At 40.5% G+C, this 23,834-nt stretch carries 19 protein-coding genes; 9 read left to right on the top strand and 10 right to left on the bottom strand.

Annotation, left to right across the window (positions count from 1 at the left end):
* Positions 1 to 110: 110 nt before the first annotated feature.
* Positions 111 to 884 carry a YqjF family protein gene (locus AC1D0K_RS09650; RefSeq protein WP_477392824.1) on the top strand — a complete coding sequence of 258 codons (774 nt, stop codon included), beginning with the start codon at positions 111 to 113 and terminating at the stop codon, positions 882 to 884.
* 56 nt (positions 885 to 940) lie between these two features.
* Here AC1D0K_RS09650 and fmt read toward each other — a convergent pair whose 3' ends face one another.
* Positions 941 to 1,858 (bottom strand): methionyl-tRNA formyltransferase, encoded by a 918-nt coding sequence (gene fmt / locus AC1D0K_RS09645; protein WP_477392826.1) that lies wholly within the window; start codon positions 1,856 to 1,858, stop codon positions 941 to 943.
* A gap of 30 nt (positions 1,859 to 1,888) precedes the next feature.
* Positions 1,889 to 3,133 (bottom strand): exo-beta-N-acetylmuramidase NamZ family protein, encoded by a 1,245-nt coding sequence (locus AC1D0K_RS09640; protein WP_477441967.1) that lies wholly within the window; start codon positions 3,131 to 3,133, stop codon positions 1,889 to 1,891.
* An 85-nt stretch (positions 3,134 to 3,218) separates the two neighbouring features.
* Between AC1D0K_RS09640 and AC1D0K_RS09635 the strand changes: the two genes are divergently transcribed.
* Positions 3,219 to 4,439 carry an ABC transporter permease gene (locus tag AC1D0K_RS09635; protein ID WP_477392830.1) on the top strand — a complete coding sequence of 407 codons (1,221 nt, stop codon included), beginning with the start codon at positions 3,219 to 3,221 and terminating at the stop codon, positions 4,437 to 4,439.
* Between the two features lie 214 nt (positions 4,440 to 4,653).
* On the opposite strand, the gene AC1D0K_RS09630 is transcribed toward AC1D0K_RS09635, so the two are convergent.
* The 4 genes from AC1D0K_RS09630 to mazG all read right to left on the bottom strand — a co-directional run bounded on the left by AC1D0K_RS09630 (position 4,654) and on the right by mazG (position 8,221).
* On the bottom strand, positions 4,654 to 6,150 hold the full coding sequence (locus AC1D0K_RS09630) for a hypothetical protein (protein WP_477392832.1): 1,497 nt from the start codon (positions 6,148 to 6,150) through the stop codon (positions 4,654 to 4,656).
* Positions 6,143 to 6,697, bottom strand: coding sequence for an RNA polymerase sigma factor (locus AC1D0K_RS09625; RefSeq protein ID WP_477392834.1), 555 nt, complete (start codon positions 6,695 to 6,697; stop codon positions 6,143 to 6,145). Before AC1D0K_RS09625 ends, AC1D0K_RS09630 begins: the two co-directional genes overlap by 8 nt.
* 210 nt (positions 6,698 to 6,907) lie before the next feature.
* The gene (locus AC1D0K_RS09620; protein WP_295720863.1) at positions 6,908 to 7,351 is read right to left on the bottom strand and encodes a hypothetical protein; all 444 of its coding nucleotides are present in this window, start codon (positions 7,349 to 7,351) and stop codon (positions 6,908 to 6,910) included.
* A gap of 66 nt (positions 7,352 to 7,417) precedes the next feature.
* Positions 7,418 to 8,221, bottom strand: a complete 804-nt coding sequence (mazG, locus tag AC1D0K_RS09615) for a nucleoside triphosphate pyrophosphohydrolase (RefSeq protein ID WP_295720862.1) — start codon at positions 8,219 to 8,221, stop codon at positions 7,418 to 7,420.
* A gap of 122 nt (positions 8,222 to 8,343) precedes the next feature.
* On the opposite strand from mazG, the gene AC1D0K_RS09610 reads away from it, so the two are divergent.
* Positions 8,344 to 9,180: a hypothetical protein gene (locus tag AC1D0K_RS09610; protein WP_477392836.1), complete on the top strand. Its 837-nt coding sequence runs from the start codon at positions 8,344 to 8,346 to the stop codon at positions 9,178 to 9,180.
* Between the two features lie 41 nt (positions 9,181 to 9,221).
* Here the strand turns inward: AC1D0K_RS09610 and mnmC2 are convergent, their stop codons facing one another.
* Together mnmC2 and AC1D0K_RS09600 are read right to left on the bottom strand one after the other, a co-directional pair.
* Positions 9,222 to 9,905, bottom strand: a complete 684-nt coding sequence (gene mnmC2 / locus AC1D0K_RS09605; protein ID WP_477392838.1) for a tRNA (5-methylaminomethyl-2-thiouridine)(34)-methyltransferase MnmC2 — start codon at positions 9,903 to 9,905, stop codon at positions 9,222 to 9,224.
* An 84-nt stretch (positions 9,906 to 9,989) separates the two neighbouring features.
* A complete protein-coding gene (locus AC1D0K_RS09600; protein WP_477392840.1) occupies positions 9,990 to 11,330 on the bottom strand; it encodes an MBL fold metallo-hydrolase in 1,341 nt (446 codons plus the stop codon).
* An 856-nt stretch (positions 11,331 to 12,186) separates the two neighbouring features.
* On the opposite strand from AC1D0K_RS09600, the gene AC1D0K_RS09595 reads away from it, so the two are divergent.
* Positions 12,187 to 14,904 (top strand): valine--tRNA ligase, encoded by a 2,718-nt coding sequence (locus tag AC1D0K_RS09595; protein WP_477392841.1) that lies wholly within the window; start codon positions 12,187 to 12,189, stop codon positions 14,902 to 14,904.
* A 101-nt stretch (positions 14,905 to 15,005) separates the two neighbouring features.
* Positions 15,006 to 16,811 (top strand): ATP-binding protein, encoded by a 1,806-nt coding sequence (locus tag AC1D0K_RS09590; protein ID WP_477392843.1) that lies wholly within the window; start codon positions 15,006 to 15,008, stop codon positions 16,809 to 16,811.
* Here AC1D0K_RS09590 and AC1D0K_RS09585 read toward each other — a convergent pair.
* Positions 16,808 to 17,263 carry a type I restriction enzyme HsdR N-terminal domain-containing protein gene (locus AC1D0K_RS09585; RefSeq protein WP_477392845.1) on the bottom strand — a complete coding sequence of 152 codons (456 nt, stop codon included), beginning with the start codon at positions 17,261 to 17,263 and terminating at the stop codon, positions 16,808 to 16,810. The genes AC1D0K_RS09590 and AC1D0K_RS09585 overlap by 4 nt on opposite strands.
* Positions 17,264 to 17,438: 175 nt before the next feature.
* On the opposite strand from AC1D0K_RS09585, the gene holA reads away from it, so the two are divergent.
* From holA to AC1D0K_RS09570, 3 genes are all read left to right on the top strand, one after another.
* Positions 17,439 to 18,461, top strand: coding sequence for a DNA polymerase III subunit delta (gene holA, locus AC1D0K_RS09580; protein ID WP_477392847.1), 1,023 nt, complete (start codon positions 17,439 to 17,441; stop codon positions 18,459 to 18,461).
* 285 nt (positions 18,462 to 18,746) lie between these two features.
* Entirely contained in the window at positions 18,747 to 19,310 is a 564-nt protein-coding gene (cysC, locus tag AC1D0K_RS09575; RefSeq protein ID WP_477392849.1) for an adenylyl-sulfate kinase, read from the top strand.
* A 41-nt stretch (positions 19,311 to 19,351) separates the two neighbouring features.
* On the top strand, positions 19,352 to 20,182 hold the full coding sequence (locus tag AC1D0K_RS09570; RefSeq protein ID WP_477392851.1) for a sulfotransferase: 831 nt from the start codon (positions 19,352 to 19,354) through the stop codon (positions 20,180 to 20,182).
* Positions 20,183 to 20,270: 88 nt separating this feature from the next.
* Here AC1D0K_RS09570 and AC1D0K_RS09565 read toward each other — a convergent pair whose 3' ends face one another.
* Positions 20,271 to 23,207 (bottom strand): PAS domain-containing protein, encoded by a 2,937-nt coding sequence (locus AC1D0K_RS09565; RefSeq protein WP_477463043.1) that lies wholly within the window; start codon positions 23,205 to 23,207, stop codon positions 20,271 to 20,273.
* 153 nt (positions 23,208 to 23,360) lie between these two features.
* On the opposite strand from AC1D0K_RS09565, the gene AC1D0K_RS09560 reads away from it, so the two are divergent.
* Positions 23,361 to 23,804, top strand: a complete 444-nt coding sequence (locus tag AC1D0K_RS09560; RefSeq protein ID WP_477392855.1) for a helix-turn-helix domain-containing protein — start codon at positions 23,361 to 23,363, stop codon at positions 23,802 to 23,804.
* The last annotated feature ends 30 nt before the right edge of the window (positions 23,805 to 23,834 follow it).

The following is a 23,834-nucleotide window of genomic DNA, read 5'->3' as shown; positions in this document are numbered from 1 at the left end:
GTAGTAAGTAGTGAGAGGTGAATGGCCTTCTGCTGTTTTGCACATTATTCTGCATCGGCTATGCAACTTACTATTTAACCATTCACTTCTCTCTATTACCATTCACAACTATGGCGAAGCTTCAATTTTTAAAAGCGCAGTGGAAAAATCTTGTAATGCTTAATTACGAGGTTGATGCCAAAGTTTTAGATGCCTATTTACCACCCGGAACGGAACTTGACCTGTGGCAGGGCAAAGCCCTGGTAAGTATGGTGGGCTTTATGTTCCTGGATACTAAAGTACTTGGCATCAAATGGCCCTGGCATGCAAATTTCGAGGAAGTAAACCTGCGTTTCTACGTAAAACATTTTGATGGTACAGCATGGAAACGCGGGGCTGTTTTTGTAAGTGAAATTGTGCCCAAGCCAATAATAGCGTTTATTGCCAATAATTTATACAAAGAACATTATAGCGCCATGCCTATGCGCAGTTCCATTACACAAATAGCCGATAACCATACCCGGTATTTATACGAGTGGAAGTTTCAAGGCAAATGGAACAAACTTGGTGCTACAGCCAGTAACGAATTGCGGGACATTACCCCCGAAAGCGCCGAAGAGTTTATTTTTGAGCACTATTGGGGATACAACAAGCTGAATAGCAATAGTACAACCGAGTACCAGGTTGAGCATGTATCATGGCAAACCGGCAAGGTAAAAGATTATGTTTTTGACGCCGATATAGCAGGCCTTTATGGCGAAGCATTTAAACCTTACCTGGAGAAAGAACCTGTATCAGCTTTTTTTGCTGTAGGTTCGGATATCAAGGTAAGGATGGGGAACAAGATTGTGGTGGATGCGAAATCCGGTATACCCCTTACTCAGGAGAGTAAAACCCTATCATAGAGAGTGCTCTGCATGTGATAACCTAATAAAGTTTTAAAAGGCGGGGAAATAATCAGCTATAGTTTCATCCCCCTTAAAAAATCTTCAATACCCATTCTTTTTTTGCCTTCCAACTGCACATCTTTTACGCTGATAAAGCCATCTTTTGCCGCAAACTTAAGGTATGTTTTGTTATCCGTAAGTAAATCACCGGGTTGTACGGCAGGTTGATCTGCCAATAACTCCGAAGCATATACTTTTAAAACTTTACCATGCAGATTAGTATACGCGGTAGGGATAGGACTTAGTCCGCGAATTTTGTTGTATATGTTTAGCGCAGGTTGGTTCCAGTCAATGAGGCAGTCTTCTTTAAAAATTTTAGGGGCATGTTTCAATTCTTCACCTGTTAGCAAGTTTACCTGTGGATGCTCATTGTAACGGCCGCTTTCAACGGCTTTTACAGTTTTCACAAGCAAGCCAGCGCCTTTGTTCATCAGGCGATCATGCAGGTCCCCGGCAGATTCATGACCGGTAAGCGTTATTTTTTCGGTAAATAATACATCACCGGTATCAATATCATGTTTCAGGAAAAAAGTGGTTGCGCCACTTTCTTTTTCGCCATTGATGAGCACCCAGTTTATAGGCGCGGCCCCCCGGTATTGAGGTAACAATGAAGCATGCAGGTTAATGGTGCCTTTGGTGGGCATGGTCCAGACCACTTCTGGCAACATACGGAACGCAACTACTACCTGCAAATCAGCGTGAAGTGCTTTAAGCTCAGCTAAAAACTCCGGGTTTTTTAGCTTTTCGGGTTGTAATACTTTCAACTCGTTGGCCACCGCGTATTGCTTCACTGCCGATTCGGAGAGTTTTTGTCCCCGGCCCGCAGGTTTATCAGGTGCAGTAACAACACCTACTATATCGCAACCTGCTTTTATCAAGGCATCCAAAGATGCAACGGCAAACTCGGGGGTACCCATAAATACAATTCTCATGTTGATCTTTTATTTTATTTGCGTCTTCTGTTATTCGTACAATAAGTACTTATTCCGCGTGCGTTTAAATTCCTCTAATCCGGGCTGCCAGCTGCTCCGGATCTCATCCTCTGTTTTACCATCGGTAATTTGCTTTTGGAGGGTAGTATTGCCTGCCAGTTTTGTAAAGTAGGCATTAAAAAAGTGGCCTTTATCCGGGAAAGCTTTGTAAAGCTCTATTAACCATGCAAGGTTGATATGCCCCATGTTCCTGATCTTGTCAGCACTGTAATTCTTTAAATCAATACCAAAACATTGCTTATCCTTTTGTGGGGGATTTTCGCTCATACCAGGTATACTTAGTGGTGTAAAGCTATAGGTATATATCCCTTTTAACAGCGGATGCCCTAACACCAGGAAAGGGAAATAAGTACCCCTGCCCAGGCTGAAGGTTGTGCCTTCAAATAAACAAATACTTGGATAAAATAAAATTGACTGATCGGTATTTAAATTTGGCGATGGGCTTACCGGTAATTTATAGGGTAAGTTATGCTTGTAATTGGCCACTTTTATAATTTTCAGCTTGCATTTCACGCCATTTTTTAACCAGCCTTCTCCGTTTATCATTTTTGCATATTCACCTATAGTCATGCCATGGCTTATGGGGATGGGGTGCATCCCAACAAAGGAGCGATAGGCGGTATCCAATATAGGGCCGTCAATAAGATGGCCGTTCGGGTTGGGTCTATCCAATATCATCAGCTCAACATTGTTTTCGGCGCAACCCTCCATTACATAGTGCAGGGTTGATATATAGGTATAAAATCTTACGCCAACATCCTGAATGTCAAATATCATCAGATCGATACCTTTCAGGTCATCGGCTGTGGGTTTGTAATGCTTATTGCCATATAACGATATTACCGGCAAACCGGTTTTGGGATCTACGGCATCAGTAACTACGGCGCCGTTGCTTGCATTGCCCCGAAAACCATGCTCGGGCCCAAATACTTTTTTGATGCTGATGCCAAGTTTTAATAAACTATCAACACTGGGTGTAGAGGTTTTGCCGATAATTGAAGTTTGATTAACAACCATCCCAATATTTTTTCCCTTAAGATAGTCAATATACAGCGGAATTTGATCGGCACCTGTAATTATTTCTGTGATAATTTTTTTATTGGTTTTTCCTCCTTTGGATATTTTACTGGTGTTGATAGCCGGATTGCTACAGGCCGCATGTACACTGAGGGCAACTATTAAAGCACTTTGTAAAAAAACAGGAATGATTTTCATAATATATTGTATTGAAACAATTTAAAAAGTAGCAGGTTTAATAGCAAAACCGCATATTTGCGAAGGTACTAAAAATCATCCTGCATTGAGTTTCGCCTCCTTTATATCAGCCCGCATAACATTCAAGTCAAAGCGTACATTTTCAAAGCTGATTGTACGGATAGCCATCATTGGCATTATGCTTGGTTTGGGCGTGATGATATTATCATTGGCCATTGTAAAAGGATTTAAACACGAGATTCGCGAAAAAGTTCGCGGCTTTGCCGGGGATATCCGTGTGATAAAATTTGATCTGAACAGTTCATACGATAGTTCGCCCATTACTTATGATAGTGATTTTGTAAAACGTGCCCTTAAAAGCCCACTGGTTACACGCGTAATGCCGACCGCTACCAAGCCCGGAATTATTAAAGCTAATAATGAAATTGAAGGGGTAGTACTGAAGGGAGTTGATAAAACTTATGACTTTAGCTACTTTAAAAAGATGACGGTTGCCGGCGATGTGATCGACTTTAAAGATTCTGTTGAAGCTCAAAAGGAAATTATGCTTTCGCAGCAAACAGCTAACCGTTTAAAATTAAAGGTGGGCGATAAGCTACTAATGTATTTTGTTCAGAATCCATTGCGCAAACGCCAGTTTAAAATAAAAGGCATTTTTAGCATCGGAGTGGAGGAGGTAGATAAAACCTTTGTCATTGGTGCTTTATCACTAATTAATCGCCTTAACGACTGGAAACCGGGTGAGATAGGGCAGTACGAGTTGAGAATAACCGATTTTGACCAGGTGAATTATGCTGCAAATAAGCTGGACGATATACTGCCTATAAAACTGAAATCGCGCACCGTGATGGAGGATTACCCAACCATATTTGAATGGCTTAATTTACTGGATGTTAACTCGGTAGTGATGCTGGTATTGATGGTTATTGTAGCAGTGATCAACATGATATCGGCCCTGCTGATTATGATATTAGAGCGCACGGCAATGATAGGCATGTTTAAGGCCATGGGCGCAACCAACTGGAACATTCAAAAGGTGTTTTTATTTAATGCCACTTACCTGATAGGGTTGGGATTATTGTTAGGGAATATATTGGGGGTGGGTCTGGGCTATTTTCAGCAGCAAACTCATTTTTTTAAACTCGATGAGGCGTCCTATTACATGACTTTTGTACCGGTGCAATTTAGTTTATCAGATATTTTGCTGTTAAATTTAGGCACGCTGGTAATATGCTTGCTTGTGCTTATTGTACCGTCAATGCTGGTGAGTAAAATTTCGCCGGTAAAGGCTATCAGGTTTAAATAGGTTTAGTGATTCGGTGACTACCGTCTAAGCTCCTCAATACGCCATGTACAAAAGGCTTCCTGCCACAATAGTCAAAGCTGACTTTATTAATTTCCATTGCTGATTTATCACCCCAATAAAACCGCCCGGAATTAGCTTGTACCGACAACTCAAGTTTTATGTAAATAATGATGTGAGATAAGTACAAACCCCCGTTAAATAAGTAGCCGTTTCTTTATTTTTTTGATGTTGAAAAATTCAGTTTCAAGTTTAAGCCGCCTGCTCCAAACTTTATCTGTTGCGACCCTAATCCATCAAGCGGGTATTTTAAAAATGGCTCAATTATTAACCGGTTACTTTTACCCAAAGGTGTACCTATACCAAAGGATACATTCAATGTTTTAGCAAAATAGAAACCGTTGAAGCTTTGGTGACTTGTTTCCTGCGTTGTTTGTTGTGCTGAATTTGCAAACGACGAAGAAGAAGCGGGCAAAGCATAGCTTGTGGTATAAGCCTCATTGATAAACGTACCAGAACTTAAACCCGCCGAAATATAAGCATCGCTTTTTTGTGGGTTAAACTCATATTTAATGTTTATCGGCACATCAAGCCCAACTAAATTGGCATTGTAATTTTTAAATACCGGGAAAGCTGCAGCAGGTACCAGCATGTTATCCTGAGCTGTTACTGCAAAGGTTACCGCACGGGCCGCGTTGTTGTTGGGCGGGGTAGCGGTATTATATCTTAAGGTATTTTGTGCCAGAGCTACGCCGGTTGAAAGTTTAAGGTTTTTGCTAAGCTTTATATCAGATGTAAAACCTGCTCCTGCGTTTACCTGGTTAGCACTGCCTTTGGCATAGTTGAAAAAAGTAGCGGCATAAATACCGAATTTTACTTTTTTATCATCAACCATATCTTTAGCTTTTGGAGCCCTGGAATCGTCGGCTGCAAGCATTTTGTCCATGGCACTGGCCGATGAAGGTTTAACACGGGTTGGCTGTTGATTGGCATTATTTGATTTGGCAACAGGCGTTGTAATTATTGCCGTATTTGCAGGGGCATTAACGGCGTATTGCGCATCAGTTGCTGGTGCAATTGTTTTAACACTATCTGGCCCTTTTACGGGTGGAATTGAGTTTGAATTTTGCTTTTTTGCAGGTTGTGTGGCTATAAGTTGATCATTGATGCCGCTATTTGTAATTACTAAAGAAGGGTTAGTAATTGGTGCGGTTACAGCCGCTTTTTTTGATTGACCTGTATTTGATTGATTGATATTGGCAATAATATTTTGTGTTTTTGTAACTGCAGAAACCCCGGTATTATGGCCTGCGGTTTTTTTATTAGATGCATAACTATTGTTAGCAATGCTGCCCGGTGTTGATGTTATTGTATCGGCAGGATTGCTTTTTATGGTAACAGGTGTATTTGTTGCTAATTGGGCTGAAGTATCAGCAGGTGCAACTTTATGCGGTTGTGCCTGATGCTTTAATGGCTGCACAGCTATGGTATTGGCAGGCTGTTTTTTGCCCATCATCCAAATACCTATACCTAAAAATAACAGTAAGCCCGCTGCAGCGCTTGCCCGCCATAGCCAAACCACGGGGCGCTTCTTCTCCTTCACAGGGAATCTTTCCCTGAGTAGCAGCCAGCCTTCATCAGCGGTGGTGTCTTCGTAATTATCAAACACCTCCCTGATGCGGTCACTTAAGTCGTTATCCCACTTATCATCCATGGTTTTGTGCCTCTTGCGTTATTATTTTTCTTAATCGTTCTTTAGCCCGGCTCAGGTAAACGCGCGATGAGCTTGCCGGGATAGCTAACATATTGCCAATTTCATCATGATTATAACCATCTATTTCATACATATTGAATATGGTGAGCTGTATAGCAGGCAGCTCATTCATCAATTTTAATATATCCTGTGCATTCAAATTATCAACCGTACTTACATTACTGCTAATTGGCGCGGCATTATCCAAATCAATATTTAACTGGAATTTAAGATCTTTGCGACGTCGATCTATTGCCGTGTTTACCACAATTGTGCGTAACCAGGCTTTAAAGGGTTTATCGGTATTATAATTATGTACTGCATTAAACACTTTTATAAAAGCATCATTTACGGCTTCTAACGCATCATCACGATTAAGGCTGTAGCGTAAGCTTATACCCATAGCGTAGCCATAAAACTGCTTGTACAGCATTTCCTGGTATTTAAGGCTGCCTTTTTTGCATTGGCTGATGATCTCTTCTTCAGTAATGCGCTTGGGTGGATGCATTAAGTGTGTTTAATTCCGCTTAAATATAGTGTTGGTTTTAATGTTATTACGCAGTAGATAACATTATTGATACAAATAAAAAAAAGATTTTTTATCGATCGAAGTAATGTTAACAGTTATGGCTAACTGTTGACATTAACAAAAGGCTTGTAACATTTAAAACAGCCATCGCCGTATTTTAAGCGATGGCTGTTCAGTTATAAACAATAATTAATTTGCTGATTTTACAAGATCATACCTGCCTATAGTATCCGGATTGATTGACGAACTTGCACGTAACATTTTAAAGTTTTTACCATCATAAAGATACTGGTAAACACCAACTAAGTGGTTTTTTGTACGTGGCGCTGATGCTTTAAAAGTGCTATCGTTAAATTGAATATAATTACTATCAAAAGCAAATGTTCCGTGGCTGCCGGCATGTTTTACTGTAGTATCGGCCACTACTGCAAAATGGAAAGAAGCGTTCATTTTTAAAATGATGGTATCTTTCAATGTATCATATTTACCGGTAGTTGAGTTTTTGGTTAATAATCTAAACAAACCATTAAAAGTTCCGGTAGGGGTAGGGATTACAATTGGATCTGATTTTGGTGAACAAGCTACACCTAATGTTAACAATAATGGTAGTAAATAGAATAAATTTCGTTTCATAATCTTTGTTATTTAACTGCTATTACGTTATTTATAACCAAAACGCTACAATGGGTTATCATATTCTTAAAGTTTTTTTGCTTCATTCCAAAAAACATCCATTTCGGCAAGGCTCATATCCTGCAGGTGCTTGCCGTTTTCTTTGGCCTTAAGCTCCAGGTATTGAAAGCGTTTGATGAATTTTTGATTTGTTTTCTCCAATGCATTCTCTGGATTTATATTGATAAAGCGTGCATAGTTAATGAGTGAAAATAGCAGATCGCCAAATTCGCCTTCGGCCTTTTCATGGTCAATGGTGGTTTCGTCTTCGGCATTAAATTCGTTTTTAAACTCCTGCATTTCTTCTTCCACTTTGGCCCAAACCTGGTTTTTTTCCTCCCAATCAAAACCTACGCCCCGTGCTTTTTCCTGTATGCGCGATGCTTTTACCAATGCAGGTAATGAAGACGGTACCCCACCCAAAACAGATTTGTTACCCTCTTTAAGCTTAATTTGCTCCCAGTTACGTTTTACATCCTCCTCGTTCTGTACTTCAACATCACCATAAATATGTGGGTGACGGTTAATCAGTTTGTCGCAAACACTGTTTAGCACATCTGTAATGGTAAAATCATTAGTTTCTGAAGCTATTTTAGCATAGAAAACCAGGTGCAGCATAATATCGCCAAGCTCTTTTTTTATCTCCTGCATGTCATCGCCCAAAATGGCGTCGCTTAACTCGTAGGTTTCTTCGATAGTAAGGTGTCTGAGGCTTTCAAGCGTTTGCTTTTTATCCCATGGGCAATTGGCCCTGAGATCGTCCATAATAATAAGTAAACGTTGAAATGCGATGGTGGAAGTGGGGGCAGTTTCGGGAGCTTTTAGAGGCATAAGATGTACGTAAGTAATATAATACTGCAAATGTAGGATAACATCTTTAATGCAAACTTATCACACTATTAATTTAAAGCTAATATTATTTAACTTTATTAGCAAACTTTAAAATCCTAACTATGATGAAGAATTTTTACCTGACTATGTGTTTTTTATTTTTGCTTACTAATTTTTGCGGTGCACAGCAATTGATGAAAACAACCGAGCAAAGCAGCTCATTAGAACAACCACAGCCTTTTTTGTATACCATTAATACCTTAAATCCTTCGGGCAGAAACTGGAGTGTAAACTATTCTGGCGGCTATGGTGAACACACGGTTACCCCAATTGGGTTTGATGGCGTAGATCAAAACATTTCTGTTAAAGGGTATTTGGGTCAGAAGTTTACCTTCCTGGCAACTTTAGGTACTGGTTTTAGTAACAATGGTGGTGTGCATACCTTGCAACAGGCCGAGTTGTTACGTGATTTTATTGGTGGAAATCAACCCATGGGATTTAGAATTGGTGCCGGTTTAGGTTTCAGGCATGAGTTTAATAATGATAATGTAGCATTTAGCCGCATAACAGCTGCTTATGATGTTACTTCCTGGAAAGTTGGGGCAAACGTTCGGTTGGAAAAAGCTTTTGATGCCAGGCGGGATGGACTTGACATTATTACAAGTATCGGACTACATCGCCACATCAGCGGTCAGTTTTTTGCCGGAGTTGAAGCAGTAGGGCAGGACCTGGAAGGTTTTTGGGAAAGCAATGAGGCAGAAGGCGGCGCCCGGTTATTGGTGGGGCCATCTGTAAATTACGCGCCATCAGGTTCGCGCTTTGCGTTTACGCTTTGTGGTGGTCCAATTATTTACGCTACCAAGAGCAATTTTGCGCAGGGGCAGTTTGCAGCCTATCGTGAATTACCTGCAAATAATGGTTTTACCTTAAAGTTTAATGTTGGTTTCAGGTTTATGTAAACCAACATTAAATGACAAAATTTTTTAAAGAATAGACTTACCTAAGCGTTAGGTTTAACAGCCCTGAGCATTTCCCTTTTTCCGGCGGCGCCCGGGGCTTTTTCTATTTTTAAACCAAGGGCTTTCAGCATTCGTTTAAGGTTGCCGGTTATGGCGTAAGTAACAAATACACCTCCCGGCTTTAAAAAGTTTATCACATGGTTTATAGCTTCTTCTTCCCACATTTCTGGCTGGCGGGAAGCTGCAAAGGCATCAAAATAAATGATGTCATACTTTTCATCAACCTTAAAATTCAGGAGTGTTACACTGGCAATATTAAGCTGGATATAATTAACAAGGTTAACTTTGGTCTGTAACGCTTCAGGATATTTCTCCAGGTAAGTTTGCCATAGTTGTGGCGAGGTATATTCATAGTACCCTGTTTGCGCCATCATTTGAGACGTTAGCGGATAGGCCTCAATGCCGGTATAATTAAGTTGGATCTTTTTAGCAATACACAAATCGGCACTTAATAAAAAGTTTAAACCTGTGCCAAAGCCTACCTCAAGGATGCTCACTTCATTTACACCAGTATCAGCTAAAAAATAGCTTAGGCCAGAATTGACAAATACATGTTGACTCTCCTGTAAGGCTCCATTACGCGAGTGGTAAAGTTCGCCAACCTGGGCATTGTAAATGGTTTTTGAACCATCTGCAGTGGTGACTATGGTTAGTTCGTGGCTCATGGTAGAAAAATTAGTTGTTCATTATTAATCATGGTTTTTAGCGAAGAAAGCCCGGACCATGAAAAAGTGGCTCATGAACCATTATCAATGAACTAAAAACTCAGCTATTTGTTCGCTCAAATCATAAACTGGTACGGTATATATTTGGGCTGCCACAATACTGGTTGCTGCTGCAGAACGATATCCGGCAGCACAGTGGATAACAATAGGTTTATCAGTTGGGATCTCAGCAACGCGTTCACGTAGTTCAGGCAGGGGAATGTTAATGGCTGTTTTAAATGCCTTGCTTTCACTTACCTCACTCTGGTTGCGAACATCCACAATGGTGTAGTTTTCAGGATTAGCTTTAAAATCTTCCAAATGCAGATCGTCCAATTTTTCGGCTGTGTTTTGAGGGTATTGAAGTGTTGCAATAATATTGCTTTCATACCCTATTTTTGCCGCCTTTTTAATTAATATGTCGGCGGTAGCTTCATCTTCTGCTATCAGGTAAAATTTTTCAGTTGGCTTAAGGATTGATCCTAACCAGGTTTCAAATTTTTCCCCATCCTGTAGGTTGATAGCACCTTTTAGGTGAGCTACTCTGAATGCTTTTTTGGGGCGACTGTCAATTATAGTGACGCCTTCAGTTAGTTGAATATCGGCATCGATTTTTGCGATACTATCCACGCTTTGCTGAAACGCTGGCGCACCGTTTTTATTAAGCTCCACATCGTACTCAAAATACTTAGGCACAAATGGTTGATCAGTAGTGAGGGTTTTAACAAAAGTAACCTCATCCATCAATTGCAGGGCATAGTTTTTAAGCAGCTCGCGACCGATAGTGCTTTGCAGATCAGGACTCATATTTTTGCCGCACAGTGAACCAGGGCCATGCGCAGGGTAAACCACAACTTGTTTTGGCAGTATCATCAATTTTTGGCGGGTGCTTTGGTACATTTGCCCGGCCAGTTCTTCTTTTTTTGCGGTAATGTTGCCAACGTTTTCGCGCAAGTCGGGACGGCCAACGTCACCAACAAACAGGGTATCACCTGTGAAAATGGCGGTTTCTTTACCTTTTTCGTCTTCCAGCAAAATACAGATGGAATCTGGCGAATGCCCGGGTGTATTAATGGCTTTTAGCTTAATATCATTTAGCTGGATAACATCACCATCATCAAAGGTTTCGTGCGGATATGTTGCAGCGGTTAGCTTACTGCAATAGATAACAGCATTGGTAGCTTTATGTATTTCGAGGTGCGAGCTGACAAAATCCGCATGGGGATGAGTTTCAATAACGCCCACAAGATCGGCATCATGCTGGGCCGCGAAATCATAATAAGGCTGCGGGTTACGCGCCGGATCAATAACGATCATTTTACCTGAACGGATCACGGCGTAAGATGCATGCGCCAACCCTTTATCGTAGAATTGCTGGATAATCATATCAGCTGCAAAGATAGGAGTTTGAGTGAGATGTTGTAATGCGGAAATGTTTGAAGGTTGTAAAGTTTGGGCAAAGCGGGTGTTCTGATTTCAGCTATATATGTTCAGAATCCGGATTATGCTGTTTTAGAAATATTATTGTTGTAAGTGATTGTATTTCAAAAAGTTATATCTTTTTTTAATTGAACCTCTTTTTGCATTTCTGATATGAAGCTGTTCAATACATTAAGTTCATCCGTAACTGCGTACACCCGTCTTAGTACAAGATACTCTTTAAGATGGGATTTTGAAGCCGGTGTGATCAGTAAAATATAATACTATATGAATTAGGATAATGCAGGCTTAATTCCTTAATTCCGAGAATTCGGCTACGTTCGGAGATTTATTGCCTTCAATAGCAAAGACGTGCCGATGGGATCAATACCCTAATAGTACAAAGTACAGAACTTTAATTTCTTAAAAATTAAGGTTAATGAAAACTAATAAAACCTACAACCGGCAGGGGTGGCCGTTTAACGATTGAACCAGTTTATTACAAAATCCAGCTTTGATCTTTTTAAAATGTCAACCCAGAAGCGATGTATATGCATTGATTTCATGCTTGTTAGTGCTTTATTTTATATAATAACTTTTTAAATGTAAAAATATTGTGATGAAACGTTGGTTGCGGGAAGCGGGTTACGGGTGGCCTGTTAAGATTTATAGTTTTAGAGCCGTGGGTTTTGAGAAAATAAGTTTGAAATATTGGGCGGTTAATCAGCCTCAGGCAACATACTCTACCTCCTGATCCAGATTCCCGCAAACCGAACCAAAAAAGCCCTGCAACTATTCATACATTTGCTTATTTTTGCGCGTTATGAGTATTTCTAAAACATATTTGCCTAAAGAAACCGAGGATAAATGGTACAGTTACTGGTTAAAGCACGATTTTTTTAAGTCGGTGCCCGATGAGCGCGAGCCCTATACAATAGTCATTCCGCCGCCAAATGTTACCGGGGTCTTGCATATGGGCCATATGTTGAACAATACCATACAGGATGTATTGGTGCGCCGTGCCCGTATGAAGGGGAAAAACGCCTGCTGGGTACCCGGAACCGACCACGCCAGTATTGCTACTGAAGCAAAGGTTGTTGCCATGCTTAAAGAACGCGGCATTAGCAAAAAAGACCTTACGCGCCCCGAATTTTTGGCTTATGCCTGGGAGTGGAAGGAAAAATACGGCGGTATCATCCTTGAACAACTTAAAAAATTAGGTGCATCCTGCGATTGGGACCGTACCAAATTTACCATGGACGAGGACTTATCCGAAGCCGTGATAGATACTTTTATCCACTTACATAAAAAGGGGCTAATTTACCGCGGTGTACGCATGGTGAATTGGGATCCGCAGGGAAAAACCGCGGTGAGCGATGAGGAGGTAATCAGGAAAGAGGTTAATCAGAAGCTTTATTATATAAAGTACTCGGTTGCGGGTGAGCCGGTATCAAGTATAGAGTATCAAGTATCAAGTACAGAAACCAAGAATTCCGGTCTTGATACTAACGACTTGATACTTGATACTAATTCCAACTATTTAACCATTGCCACTACCCGCCCGGAAACCATTATGGCTGACGCGGCTATCTGTATCAACCCTAATGATGAGCGGTATTTGCATTTGCATGGCAAAAGTGTATTTATCCCGTTGATTAACCGCGAAATTCCGGTTATTTTGGATGAGTATGTTACCATGGATTTTGGTACAGGCTGTTTAAAGGTTACACCTGCGCATGATTTGAATGATTATGAACTTGGGCAAAAACACAACCTGCCGGTTATTGATATTTTAAATGATGATGGTACGCTGAACGAGAAAGCACAAATATTGGTGGGCGAGGATCGTTTTGCGGCGCGTAAAAAAATTGCTGTACTGTTGGATGAAGCCGGTGCTTTAACAAAGGTAGAGGATTACAAATCGCAAATTGGTTTTTCTGAACGTACCGATGCGGTGATTGAGCCAAAACTATCCATGCAATGGTTTTGCAAAATGAGCGAAATGGCTAAGCCTGCCCTTGATTATGTATTAAATGGCGAGGTAAAGCTGATTCCTGAAAAGTTTATAAACACCTACCGCCATTGGATGGAGAACGTTAGGGACTGGAATATTAGCCGGCAGTTATGGTGGGGACAACAAATACCTGCATGGTATTTGCCAAACGGCGAATTTGTTATTGCTAAAAATATTGAAGAAGCTTTAGAAGAGGCAAAGCTTAAAACTAAAAACCCACAGCTTACTATTCAGGACCTAGCTCAAGACCCCGATGTTGTTGATACCTGGTTCTCTTCATGGTTATGGCCAATATCTGTATTTAACGGATTTAAAGATCCTGAAAATGCCGATATCAACTATTATTATCCAACTAATGATCTGGTAACAGCTCCCGAGATCTTGTTTTTTTGGGTAGCCAGGATGATTATGGCCGGGCACGAGTTTAGGGGACAGGCTCCGTTTAAAAACGTTTACCTAACCGGTATTGTGCGTGATAAGCTGGGCCGCAAGATGTCAAAATCATTAGGCAACTCGCCAGATCCGCTTGATCTTATTGAACAATACGGTGCCGACGGTGTAAGGGTAGGTATGCTGCTTTGCTCGCCTGCAGGTAACGATTTGATGTTTGATGTAAGCTATTGCGAGCAGGGCCGTAATTTTGCCAATAAAATTTGGAACGCCTTTAAACTGATAAAAGGTTGGGAGGTTGATGCAAGCCTGGCAAATCCAAACGAGATAGCTATTGAATGGTTTGGCAGCAGATTTAACCAGGCCCTTGGCGAGATAGAAGATAACTTTGCACAGTACCGCTTATCAGAGGCGTTGATGGCTACCTACAAGCTGGTTTGGGATGATTTCTGTGCCTGGTATCTTGAAATGATAAAGCCTGTTTACCTGCAGCCTATTGATAAAGTTACGTATACTATTACCGTTCAGTATTTTGAAAATATTTTAAAGGTGCTGCACCCTTTTATGCCTTTCCTTACAGAAGAGCTTTGGCATGATGAATTACTTGGAGAACGTGCCGAAAAAGATTGTTGTATTGTTGCCCAATTGCCAAACATTGGGGAAATAAATACTCAGCTAATTAGCGAAGTAGAGATCGTTCAAATTGTTCTTACACAAATCAGGAATATTCGTAACACAAAACAAATTTCACCTAAGGAGGCGCTTGAGCTATCCTATAAATCAAATTCAGGCGTAAATTATCAGCAATACCAGGCTATTATATCCAAGTTGGGTAATATAAGCCAGTTTAGCGAGGTTGATGATAAGGTTATAGGGGCAGTTAATTTTATTGCGTCAACTGATGAGTTTTTTATTCCCTTAAGCCAAAACCTTGACCCTGTTGCTGAGTGTGCCAGGCTTGGAAAAGAGAAAGAATACCTTTTAGGGTTTCTGAAATCGGTAAATGCAAAGCTTGGTAATGAGCGCTTTATGAGCAACGCTAAGCCCGAGGTTATTGAAATTGAGCAACGGAAAAGAGCTGATGCCGAAGCAAAATTGAATATCATTGAACAAAACTTAATTGATTTGGCTTGCTAATTGCATGAACAAGAGGCTGTAAACCGCATAATGTAAAGGGCTATAATATAATATATATCATAGCCCTTTATAAAAAACGTGCGGTAACATGCCTATTGACCATGAGTAAAGAAGTAAGTTTTTTTAACTTTTCCATTTATAAAATTTTAACAAAGGAACAGCCTTTCCTTGATCAGGCCCGTATCCGGCTGCTTTATTACGGTTTTCCGCTGGTGTTTATAGCCCTGGGCACCGTATTTCTGAGCGTGTATTTCCAGGGGCAAATGATGCTGGCCTATACTGCGGGGGCATTAATGGTATGTGTTGCCATCCTGTTTAAGATGTTGACCTACAGGCCCAACTGGCGTTTAATTTCGCACTTACTACTCAGTGCAGGTACAATAGCCAATGTCACCATTGTTTATTTAACAGTTCAAACAGTTAATATAGTTACGGTACAGGTAATTATACTGGTAATTGTGTTTAGCTACTACATGCTGGGGCAAACGGATGGGCTTGTTTATTCGTTGTTGAACACGGTGCCGGTGCTTGCTTTTATGATTGTTGAATTTACCAAGGGTTATGTAATTGGAATAAAGCCCGATAAGATAGATCAATCAACCATTATTATTACGTTGTTTGCCAATTTTATACTGCTCATATTTATTCACAGCCACTTTTATACAGCCTTTTTAAAGAATATAAAACAGCTTAAAGATAGCAGCAAAGAACAGGAAGCGCTTAATGCAAGGCTTGAAAAAGCAATTGAAAAGGCCGAGAAATCAACTCATGCCAAATCTGAATTTCTTTCAACCATGTCGCATGAAATTCGTACGCCACTTAATGCGGTGATAGGAATGAGTAACCTGCTGATGATGGGAGACCCGCGAAACGACCAGGTGGAGAACCTGGAGGTTCTAAAATTTTCTGCAAATAACCTGCTTGCAATTGTTAATGATGTGCTTGATTTTAATAAGATAGAATCGGGTAAGGTTGTTTTCGAGAATGTGCGATTTAACCTTGTAGAGCTGATTAATAATATTTGTGGCGCGCAAATGATAAAGGCCGAAGAAAAGGGGTTGAAGTTTAATGTTGAAGTTGATTGTACATTAAAAAATAAGGTGATTTTTGGCGACCCTACGCGCATTACACAAATTATTTATAACCTGGTTAGTAACGCCATAAAATTTACGCCAAAGGGAGATGTATTGGTTAGTGCTACCTGTTTTGAGGATAGGCATAATACAGTTACCGTTAAGTTTTTGGTAAAAGATACGGGTATCGGCATTGCAGAACATGAGCTTGCCAGAATATTTGAACCATTTACGCAAGAGTCATTAACCACTACCCGCCAATATGGTGGCACGGGATTAGGTTTGGCTATTATAAAACGGTTACTTGATTTGCAGGGCCTGCAGATGGATGTTAAAAGTAAGGTTGGTGAAGGATCGGAGTTCTCGTTTACAATGGAGTTCCCGGTATCAACAGAAATGGTTGTGGAAAAAGTAATTGCCCCATTACCAAAGGCTGAGTACCAGGGAGATGATTTATCAGGGGTAAGAGTTCTTATTGCCGAAGATAACATTGTAAATGTTATGCTGATGAAGAAGCTATTATCAAAATGGAATATTATACCCACCATTGCCGAAAATGGCATACAAGCGGTTGAACTGATGCAATATGGCAATTTCGATATTATTCTGATGGATTTGCAAATGCCGGTTATGAATGGTTTTGATGCCACCATAGAGATCAGGAAAATGGCCGATCCTAAAAAATCAAAGATCCCTATTATAGCGCTTACGGCTTCGGCTTTGTTTGATATTAAGGAAAAAGTCCAGGAGGCTGGCATGAATGATTATGTATCAAAGCCATTTAAGCCCAATGAATTGCTTGAAAAAATTCAAACCCTGGCAGTAGCCGTTTAAATGGGTTTGTTGTATGCCGGTAAATCTTCAATAAACTTATATTCTCTTTTCTCCAGATCAATGGTGCAATAGTAGTGTTGCAATCCGTTGCTGACTGCCAGCAGCGATACTTTATGCACCATGTTATAGCGGGCTACCTGGTCAAAGGTTTTTTGATCAATAGTAACTGATGGCGCCTTACACTCTACAATTAATATTCGCTTTCCATCGCTGTTAAACACCACAATATCTGTACGTTTTTGCAGGCCGTTGAGTTTAAGACCACCTTCGAGCCTGATTAGGGACCGGGGGTAGTTTTTTTGCCTGATAAGGTATTGCACAAAATGCTGCCTTACCCATTCTTCGGGCGTAAGAATGATGGTCTTTTTACGGATCTCATCAAACAATGATAATTGCCCGTTCTCGTCGCTTATTTTAAAAGGGTAGGGCGGTAAATTAAGCGGCTGTAACATGAATTAAAAAGTCAAAATTAAAAAGTCAAAAATAGCAAGTAAAGCGGGTAACACAGGAGTGTTATAAATATTACTTTCCACAATTTGATAATAAGAACATTTTACCGCTTCGTTTTTTTAATTTTGAATATCCGGGATAAAAGTCAATTTTGACTTTTGATTTTGACTTAAAAAGATGACTGCTGCAGAAATATTAAAGGATATCAAAAACCGCAAATACAAACCTTTGTATCTGCTGCATGGCGAAGAACCCTATTTTATTGACCTGGTAAGCAATCATATTGAGCATCACCTGCTTCCTGACGCCGAGAAGGGCTTTAATCAAACTGTAGTATACGGTAAGGATACCGATATGATGTCGGTACTTAACGCTGCCAAGCGTTACCCCATGATGGCCGATTACCAGGTTGTGCTGGTAAAGGAAGCCCAGGATATGAAATGGGGTAAGGATGATGACAATAAAAAAGGGATCGACCCCTTATTGAGCTATCTTGAAAAACCATTAGCAAGTACTATACTGGTATTTTGCTACAAATATGGAAAGTTTGATAAGCGCAAAAAAACATACAAAGCGATAGAAAAGAATGGACTCATTTTTGAATCGGCTCCTTTATATGATAGCAAGATACCCGCCTGGATTGAAGGATTTATAAGCGATAAAGGTTACAAAATAAACCAGCAGGCCTCGGCTATGTTATCAGAATACCTGGGCAATGATCTCTCGAAAATTTCAAATGAGCTTGATAAGCTGATGCTGAATGTGGCCGCCGGGCAGGAGATAACCCTGAAACTCATACAGGATAATATTGGCATCAGTAAGGAGTACAATGTATTTGAACTGCAAACCGCACTCAGTAAAAAAGACGCCTTTAAGGTTAACCAGATTATTAATTATTTTGAAGCCAACCCCAAAGCCAATCCTATAGTGCTGGTACTGGGTAACCTTAATAATTTTTTTAGTAAGGTGCTGGCTTATCATTACGTAAAGGATAAATCACAGCAAAACGTTGCCCGCGAGTTGGGGGTGAATCCTTATTTTGTGAAAGACTATGAACTTGCCGGTCGTAGCTACAACTATCCAAAAACAATGCAGGTTATCAGTTATCTGCGCGAGTACGACCTTAAAAGCAAAGGTGTTGAATCAAACGCTCCCCACGGCGAATTGATGAAAGAACTGATGTTTAAAATACTACACTAACAGCACGCTAAAGCTACTTCAGTAAGCCGTAAAACAGGTAACATTTTTGTTAGGTGTATCAACCAATATACCGGTATGTATACTTGTCGTGTGCAACAAAAACGCCCTTTGCAGTCTAATTTAAAGGTTTTTTGAGATTTTTGGCCAGTGTATTAACTTGTTTGTAAAGAACTATTTACAATGTAATATAATTTAACCTGTAATTTAATTCCCTATGTTCACTTAGCGAATAGCATCCTGCAGTGCGTTTGCGGCATGATAAATGAAAACATAAATTATTAAATTATGATACTTCTATTCTGCGGATTATCAGGGGCAGGAAAAACCACATTAGCACAAAATGTTGCCAATGAACTAACCGGACTTGCCATAAGAACGGAAATAATTGATGGTGATGAATATCGCAATGAAATTTGCCGCGACCTGGGTTTTAGCAAAGCCGACCGATGTGAAAATATACGTCGGTTAGGTTTTATTGCCAGCCGGTTTTCGGCACACGGCATAGTTACTATTGTAAGCGCTATAAACCCTTACGATGAGATGCGCCGCGAACTGGCCGAAAAATATGGACATGTAAACATTGTTTATATTGATTGCCCCATTAATAAACTTATCAACCGGGATACGAAGGGGCTGTACAAAAAAGCCTTTTTACCAGATGGGCATCCTGATAAATTAACTAATCTTACGGGCGTTAACGCGCAGTTTGATGTGCCCTATAAACCAGATTTATATATAAATACTAACGAAAGTACCATACAGCAAAGCACTTCATCACTGCTGTATTTTATCTTGAATAATCTTCATCCTGTTGAAAAGGCTCAACATAAAGTAACCGATAGAATTTAGGCCAAAGGCCATTATCGTTTATCGTATTGCCTATTATAGTTATGCAAAAAAGAACGCTCATTATTGCAGGCATGCACCGCTCGGGCACCTCGCTTATTACCCATTGGCTTACTAAATGCGGTATGCAATTGGGCGAACGACTGGCCTTGCCGAATCACGGAAATGTTGAAGGTGACTTTGAAGATTTAGAGTTTTTAAAAATGCACGAAGAGATCCTCGCCAACCATCAACTTCCTACATCGGGATTAACAGACCAACATGTAGACACCTTTTCTATCTACGAGCGCGAAAAAGTTAAAAGTATTATTAAAACCAAGCGGCAGTTATATGATCAATGGGGATGGAAAGATCCCCGAACATGTCTTTTCCTGGATGTTTATAAGGAGTTGATTCCCGATGCCTGCTATCTTATAATTCTGCGCAACTATCAGTCTGTAACCAGTTCATTATTGAGGCGGGAGTTTAAATACATCGATAATAAATACATGGCCCGTAAATACCTGTCGCGGTTGGTATGGACCTGGTTTAGGCGGAGCCGGCGACAGGAGGCTTTTTATCATAACTACAGTCAGGAATTTTTAAGAATTTGGATAGCCTATAACCAGGATATATTAAAATGTATCAAAAAGTTAAGCCGGGATGCTTTTGTAGTAGTCAATTATTCGATGTTAAATAAAGAAGATGCCAGAGTTTTTGCACACCTTCAAAATAACTGGAATTTTTCGTTGAAATATTTCAGGTTTCAGGATGTTTTTAAAGAAAGTCTCATGGGCAAGGATATTGACATTGATGGCTACATTACCGATAAATCATTAATTGCGACTGCAAAACAACTGCAGAATGAGCTTAATGGTTATATGATGATGGGGTAAATGCTTTAGCACTGAATTGTCCTATAAAAAATTATACCCAGGCCCGTAAATTAAGGTTTTACGGGCTTGCTATTTTATAGCACAAAGTCTACTTGCTATCTATCCATTCTATTGCCAGGTCCGCATCTTTAAAAAACTGGAAAACAACTTTACCTGTCAGGGTATCTACGCTTTTTTTGGCAGATAGCTGGCTGAAAACGCTTGGCGAGTAGATCCAGGCAAAATATTGCAATCCTGCTTTTTCCATAGCTGGGAACCATTCTGTATTGCTCCAGTCTGCCGCTTCTGACCAATTGCCAAGTACATGAATATTGTTATTGAGCACCTTATGAGCATTGTTTTCTTCCAGCATATCCAGTATGCGCAGGCATCCCTTTTGTATTGATTCCAGGTTTTGGAAACCTGTCCAATCGGCATCTATACGGCTATGTTCCTGGTTATAAGTTAAGGTGATTGTGTCATCCTGGTAGTATCTATAGCCGTCTTTTACAGGTTCGATCCTTGTCGCATGGTCAAGCATCAGCCTAAAAAAGAAAGTTGAACCCTCACCAGGCACGCTTTCAATCCAGAAACTGCCGTTGTGCCTTTTCAGGATCTCGGCCGATATAAAAAGCCCCAGGCCCAAACCTTCAAAGCGCATGGCAGTATTATCAACCCGGTAATAACGATCAAACAGGCGCATCAGGTCTTTTTCTTCGATGCCGATACCAAAATCCTGAACAGATACTATAAGGCTGTTATCAGGGTGCAGGGTACAATTCACAATTACCCTATCCGCCTCTGGCGAGTATTTTATAGCGTTGCTAAGAAAGTTATTTACTACCTGTTCCAGCCGGAAACGATCGCCAGTGTAGATGGCATCGTCAGCATTTTCGAGAATAATCTGGTGCGATGCTGTTGCCTGTTGCACACTTTCTATACTATCTTTAAGCATCTCCACAAAACGGAAGGCTTCCATATTATAATCTATTTTACCGGCGTTGATACGGGTAACATCCAATAGATTGCTGATCAGTTTCTCTAACCTAAGTATGTGCGCTGCTGATTTTTGTACAAATCCGTTTAGCTTTTGTACTTCATTTGTACGCAGCATCAGCTGATTAAAGGCCTTAATACTGGTGAGTGGTGTTTTCAACTCATGACTGGCTATTGACAGGAATTCATCCTTCTTTTGTTCGTTATCTTTTTGTGCCTCAATATTGGTATTTGTACCCAGCCATAATCGTATCTGTCCGTTCTCTACCAGTGGCACAGCCCTGGCCAAATGCCATACATACTGCCCGTCATGAAATTTGAGGCGAAACTCAACCGTAAATTCATTGGCGTTTTGCAAAGCGGCTTTCCATTTTAGCGCACTCCTGTGCCTGTCATCAGGATGTATAAATTCCTGCAGGCTACGTCCCAATACATGATCCATGCTTTGGCCAAAATCATCGCAAACCACCTCATTTACATAATCAAGAACGCCATCGGGGCGTGCTGTCCAAACCTGTTGCGGCATTGCATTCAGTAAAAATCTAAAGCGCTGCTCGTTTTCTTTTTCTTTTTGCCGGGTAAGTACGGTTTCGGTTATCTCAAAAGCAAAAACCAAAATTCCATCCACAATGCCATCGCCGTCATATCTTGCCTGGTAAATAAATGTAAAGTAGCGGTCTTCAATAGGGCCGTTGGCAGTGCGCGCCAACGGTACTAAAAATTCTTTACCTTCAAAAGTATTACCGGTGTAATAAACACTTTTTAATATATCTATAATAGGGGTGCCTGCCAGCTCTGGCAATGCTTCTAAAATGGGTTTATTCAACAGATCCCTGCCAGGAAAGAGTTGCTGGTATGGTGGGTTCACCAATTCAAATATCATCTCGGGCCCATCAAGCAAACAAATACCTGTAGGTAATTGCATAAAAAATCTTTTCAGCCTGTCGCGTTCGCCGGCTGCATCGGCCTGGGCATTAAAAAGTTCAATGCTCCGTACTTTAACCCTTTCCTCCAATTCATCATTTAGCTTAAGCATATTTTGCTGGGCTAAAAACAACTCCTCGTTGGTGGCGCTCAGTTCTTCATTAGAAGCCCTTATTTCCTCATTGGTGGCCTGTATCTCTTCATTGGCATTTGCCAATTCATAATTTAAAGCCAATAGCTCCTGCTTGTTTTGTTCAAGATTTTTTTTGGCTAAAACAAGTTCGGTTACTTCATATTTGAAACTTAAAACAGATACGATCTCCCCTTTCTCGTTTTTTATGGCCTGGTAAACAAAGTTAAAATAATGGTCTTTTAAAGGTTTGCCAATTTCGCTGGCCAGGGGTATGCAAATTTCATTGCCGGCAAAGGTTTCTCCGGTTTTGTAAACACGCTGCAGCTCATCCCAGATGGGTTGGCCGGCTACTTCGGGCAAGGCGTATAGTAAGGGTTTGCCTAATACCTCGCGGTTGGGAAAAAGCTCACTCTTATACCGTGGATTTATGAAATCATAAACCATATCAGGCCCGGTAACTATGGCTATCTGCGCAGGGATCTCCGCAAAAAGTTTTTCCATTTGTTTGCTCAGATTTTGGGCCTTTGCAGCAGCTACTATTTCTTTTTCCAGGCTTTCTTTTAAATTCCGTTCGGCAATCACCTGCTGGGTAACATCCTGGGTATGGTGAATAATGTAACTTATTTCGCCCTCATTATCCAAAATCGGTGTGTGGGAGGTATTCCAGTAGTGTTCTTCAAATTGTAAAGTATTACTTGCATTGGGTATATCAAACCGCATTACCGGCAATTGATGCGGCTGGCGGGTTTCTAGTACTTTATTTAACGAAAAGGAGATACCTCCCTCATGTGATGACGGATCAGGAATTTTAGGGAAAACATCAAAAAGATATTGTTCTTCGAGCGCTAATCTCGTTCTACCTGTTAGCTGTAAATAGGCATTACTGGCCGTAAGTATATAAAATGCCGGTGAAAGTACCAGGTAGGGTTGAGGTAACGTCTCAAAAACCCTTAACATTTCCGGGGGAAAAGCAGAACTATGTTTTAACGCCATTTAAGCTTTAGAAAGATGTATACAAGGATACTAAACGGTTAGCAGTTATTAAAATATCATTAGAGAAGAAAATGTTTTAAAAAAATTATTACGGTTAGCAGGTTGAGTATTTTAACTAATTGCCTCATCTTTACTTTGGTTTTTTAAAATAGTATGGCAGGCACCGCATTCATTCCAAAAATTTACTTGTACAGGCGTATTGTGCATGCCAAATTGTTTATTGATGATCATTATCACCAGCCCATCAACCTGGATGATATTGCTGACGAAGCCTTTTTCTCAAAGTTCCATTTCATTCGCCTGTTTAAATCTACTTACGGTAAAACGCCGCACCAGTATCTGATAGCTGTAAGAATTGAGCAAGCCCGCTTGCTGCTGCAAACAGGTACACCTGTAACACAGGTATGTTATGCTGTTGGGTTTGATAGTGCCACTTCTTTTTCGGCTTTGTTTAAAAAAGTTCTGCGGCAGTCGCCTTATGCATACCAGCAACAGGCGCTTAAAAGATCGGCCGATATGCTGCAATCGCCACTAAAATTCATTCCTAATTGTTTTGCGCAGGAAAATGGCTGGATAAAAAACAGCAATTTTCAATAAGTATGCTCCTGCATTATTGTTCATCTTTGG

It is taken from the genome of Mucilaginibacter sp. P1_A3 (assembly GCF_056406855.1).
The sequence above is the reverse complement of the archived record's forward strand: the minus strand, read 5'-3'. Positions and strand labels throughout refer to the sequence as shown.

Excerpts from the sequence above, each read along its gene's own strand:
- AC1D0K_RS09650 (WP_477392824.1), top strand. The coding sequence starts at position 111 with ATGGCGAAGCTTCAATTTTTAAAAGCGCAGTGGAAAAATCTTGTAATG.
- fmt (WP_477392826.1), bottom strand. The coding sequence starts at position 1,858 with ATGAGAATTGTATTTATGGGTACCCCCGAGTTTGCCGTTGCATCTTTG.
- AC1D0K_RS09640 (WP_477441967.1), bottom strand. The coding sequence starts at position 3,133 with ATGAAAATCATTCCTGTTTTTTTACAAAGTGCTTTAATAGTTGCCCTC.
- AC1D0K_RS09630 (WP_477392832.1), bottom strand. The coding sequence starts at position 6,150 with ATGGATGATAAGTGGGATAACGACTTAAGTGACCGCATCAGGGAGGTG.
- AC1D0K_RS09625 (WP_477392834.1), bottom strand. The coding sequence starts at position 6,697 with ATGCATCCACCCAAGCGCATTACTGAAGAAGAGATCATCAGCCAATGC.
- AC1D0K_RS09620 (WP_295720863.1), bottom strand. The coding sequence starts at position 7,351 with ATGAAACGAAATTTATTCTATTTACTACCATTATTGTTAACATTAGGT.
- mazG (WP_295720862.1), bottom strand. The coding sequence starts at position 8,221 with ATGCCTCTAAAAGCTCCCGAAACTGCCCCCACTTCCACCATCGCATTT.
- AC1D0K_RS09610 (WP_477392836.1), top strand. The coding sequence starts at position 8,344 with ATGATGAAGAATTTTTACCTGACTATGTGTTTTTTATTTTTGCTTACT.
- mnmC2 (WP_477392838.1), bottom strand. The coding sequence starts at position 9,905 with ATGAGCCACGAACTAACCATAGTCACCACTGCAGATGGTTCAAAAACC.
- AC1D0K_RS09600 (WP_477392840.1), bottom strand. The coding sequence starts at position 11,330 with ATGATTATCCAGCAATTCTACGATAAAGGGTTGGCGCATGCATCTTAC.
- AC1D0K_RS09595 (WP_477392841.1), top strand. The coding sequence starts at position 12,187 with ATGAGTATTTCTAAAACATATTTGCCTAAAGAAACCGAGGATAAATGG.
- AC1D0K_RS09590 (WP_477392843.1), top strand. The coding sequence starts at position 15,006 with ATGAGTAAAGAAGTAAGTTTTTTTAACTTTTCCATTTATAAAATTTTA.
- AC1D0K_RS09585 (WP_477392845.1), bottom strand. The coding sequence starts at position 17,263 with ATGTTACAGCCGCTTAATTTACCGCCCTACCCTTTTAAAATAAGCGAC.
- holA (WP_477392847.1), top strand. The coding sequence starts at position 17,439 with ATGACTGCTGCAGAAATATTAAAGGATATCAAAAACCGCAAATACAAA.
- cysC (WP_477392849.1), top strand. The coding sequence starts at position 18,747 with ATGATACTTCTATTCTGCGGATTATCAGGGGCAGGAAAAACCACATTA.
- AC1D0K_RS09570 (WP_477392851.1), top strand. The coding sequence starts at position 19,352 with ATGCAAAAAAGAACGCTCATTATTGCAGGCATGCACCGCTCGGGCACC.
- AC1D0K_RS09565 (WP_477463043.1), bottom strand. The coding sequence starts at position 23,207 with ATGGCGTTAAAACATAGTTCTGCTTTTCCCCCGGAAATGTTAAGGGTT.
- AC1D0K_RS09560 (WP_477392855.1), top strand. The coding sequence starts at position 23,361 with ATGGCAGGCACCGCATTCATTCCAAAAATTTACTTGTACAGGCGTATT.